The sequence below is a fragment of the Microbulbifer jejuensis genome (genome assembly GCF_047289955.1).
Classification (GTDB): Bacteria; Pseudomonadota; Gammaproteobacteria; order Pseudomonadales; family Cellvibrionaceae; genus Microbulbifer.
On sequence record NZ_JBLBUB010000067.1, the window covers coordinates 1 to 2,746 of the forward strand.

The window sequence follows — 2,746 nt, forward strand, 5'->3', positions numbered from 1 at the left end:
TTACGCCGCGGCGTGTTCACTTCAGTAAAAGAATTGGAGGAGGCTATCACAGGGTTTATCGATGCACATAACAAGGCTCCAAAGCCATTTGTATGGACAAAATCAGTCGATGAAATTTTGGCGAAGGTAGGAAGGGCTAGGCAGGCCCTTGCATTTCAGTAAATAGTTTAATACACCACACTAGTATGATGGTGATCAGAACCACCAACTTTGGATCGTGCCATATTCTCTGCCATCTTTCTTGCAGTTCGTGGATCGTTAGCAATAGCAAACCCATAGCCAAATTTAGGTGGACAACCTTCTTTCCGGTTTAAATTCTGTGCACGACATATACACGTATATTTGCCAGACTTTTTTGGGGGCCAAGGGACAGTTACTCCATCCTCTTGGGATCGATCATTTAATCCATCGACAACTCCCTGTAAAGCTTTAGTAGTACGGTAGGCTCGATAACCAACATAAGCAGCTCTTCCTAGAACGACCGCACCAACACAAATACCGCCACATGCAGCAAGACCTTGTGGATCGGTGTAAAAAAGAGGGTTTTGCTCAGCGTACCCGTAGGTATTAATTCCCCCGTCCAACCCAATCGGATCACTCTGTAAATACCTGCCGGTGCTCGGATCATAGTCCTGATAGTAGTTGTAATAACGCGGAACTTCCTCTCCCTTGATCTATCCCGTAAAACGCAGGTTGACCGTGGTTGAATTGTTATCGTTGTCCGGGTCGGTACCCACTGTCAACCACCTGAAGGCATCGCTGCCCCAACGATTGCATCTGGATTAGTATCATAAACCGTAGAATTTTCTAACAGAGGCAAAATCACACAAAATGCTTTCACCCAAGGATTGGGAAAATTCCCTGAGTTTATCGTAATCTTTATCTATTTCCGGTAGATTAGCCTCTGTGTACAATTCCTTTTCTCCTCCATTATAAATTCTGTATATTTTTATGGAATGAGATTCTTCATCGACTTCTATTAAGTGCTTAAAATTTTCCACTTTTAATTATTCCATGTGTTCAATGGTGGGACGGGGCGGCCAGTTCTACATGCTGCCAGCCTTTCAGTTGCAGAAGAATAGCAAGCTTGAGCCCTATCGAAACCTCTTAACCTTCCTATTGCTCTACAGGTTGATATGTCATTTAAATACCTTTTATAACATAAATCATCATCACCTGTTTCATCAGGAGGACAATTGTCTGTGTCATCATCAGGATTATCTAAAGGATCTGGGCCAATATCATCAAGCGGGCTTGTCCAATCTGATACCGCATCTACTGCGGCTTGGCCACAGTTGGTGGCAACACAGGCTCCTCCAGCTGCTAATCCTGCTCCTCCAGCAAGCCAAATGTAAGCTGGCACTCCAAACCAAACCAGCCTTCCATCAGGATCCATATTCATGATGGGATTTTGGTAAGTATAGCCGTAAGTATTAATTCCCCCGTCCAACCCAATAGGATCACTCTGTAAATACCTGCCGGTGGTTGGATCATAATCTCGATAGTAGTTGTAATAATGCGGTGCTTCCTCTCCTTTGATCTGCCCAGGAAAGCGCAGGTTCACTACCGTCTGATTGCTATCCCCATCCGGATCAGCATTAGGCTCAGACTTTCCAAAAGCATCACTATCCCAGCGCCATACAATCGCTTCACTCTCGTTGGTACCGATACGCGGGGTGTTGAGGTGATCGGTATGCAGATAGGTCAGTGTGGCGCTCTGCACCTCCCCTTCGCTGTAGCTGATCTCTACCTGTGCTACCGGCATATTGTCGATGTAAATATAATCAACCCGGCTTTGGATAGCACTGCCATCTGCAGCCATAGTAGCTTCACCCAGATACTGGCCACTCAAGTCATAGTGCAGCAGGTTACCCTCGGCTTTATCAGTACGCACTCTCTGGCCGAGAGCGTTGTAGTAGTAGGTGCCCTTGAGTGTGTCGCCCTCGCTATAGGTCTTGAGACGGTTGGCATGGTTGTAGGTGTACTGCTTGGCCCCATCACCCGTGCTGATAGTATTCCCCGCAGCATCGGTTACCCAGTCTTTGCCACCTTTGCTGGTGAGGCGGTTGGAGCTGGCCTCATAGCTATAGGCCGTGCTGCTCTGGCTGTTATCTGTGCTGGTAGCCTCCTTTTCGGTGCGGTTGCCCACCGGATCGTACTGGTAACTGTTCTGTCCCTCTACATAGCCCTCATCAGTAAGGCGGTTGAGCTTGTCGTAGATAAAGCCCCGATCCCTGGAGTTATCCAGGTTATCCGCTATACCGGTGATATTATTGGCCAGGTCATAGGTATAGAACTCAGAGCGAACATTACCGATACCGGAGGCTGTTACTGTCTCCAGGCGGCCATCCAGATCGTAGCTATAGCTTTGGGTAATGCCATTGCCATACTCCATGGAGCTGATACCACCGAAGGGCTGGTATTGGATATTACTGACAATGGTACGGGCACTGGCACCAGCATTCTCCTGCGAGCTGACCGCTGAGATGCGGCCCAGAACATCGCGGCTGTAGCTGACAATGCGCCCGGAAGGGTAGGTCATGCTACTGACACGTCCAAGGCTATCGTAGCTGTACCGGGTGTTGAAGCTCCAGTTGGCAATGGTGTCATCCTGGCGGGTGATACGACCCAGATCGTCGTAAGTCAGGCTGGTAGAACCGGAGTCATTGCTATAACCGGTGAGCCGTCCTACCCCTTTGTTGCCATCTTCGGTGTTGTCATAGTTGAACAGGGCGTTTTCGCTGGC

3 protein-coding genes and 1 pseudogene are annotated in these 2,746 nt (G+C 48.4%); 1 reads left to right on the forward strand and 3 read right to left on the reverse strand.

Going from position 1 to position 2,746, the window contains the following annotated elements; genetic code table 11:
- Positions 1-162, forward strand: a pseudogene (locus ACL7TT_RS20455) (IS630 family transposase); the annotation flags it as partial.
- A gap of 5 nt (positions 163-167) precedes the next feature.
- Here ACL7TT_RS20455 and ACL7TT_RS20460 read toward each other — a convergent pair.
- The 3 genes from ACL7TT_RS20460 to ACL7TT_RS20470 all read right to left on the reverse strand — a co-directional run.
- On the reverse strand, positions 168-674 hold the full coding sequence (locus ACL7TT_RS20460; protein WP_413398024.1) for an RHS repeat-associated core domain-containing protein: 507 nt from the start codon (positions 672-674) through the stop codon (positions 168-170).
- A gap of 114 nt (positions 675-788) precedes the next feature.
- Positions 789-1,001 carry a hypothetical protein gene (locus ACL7TT_RS20465; protein ID WP_299947429.1) on the reverse strand — a complete coding sequence of 71 codons (213 nt, stop codon included), beginning with the start codon at positions 999-1,001 and terminating at the stop codon, positions 789-791.
- A gap of 2 nt (positions 1,002-1,003) precedes the next feature.
- A partial coding sequence (locus ACL7TT_RS20470) for an RHS repeat domain-containing protein (RefSeq protein WP_413398023.1) occupies positions 1,004-2,746 on the reverse strand: 1,743 nt, incomplete at its 5' end.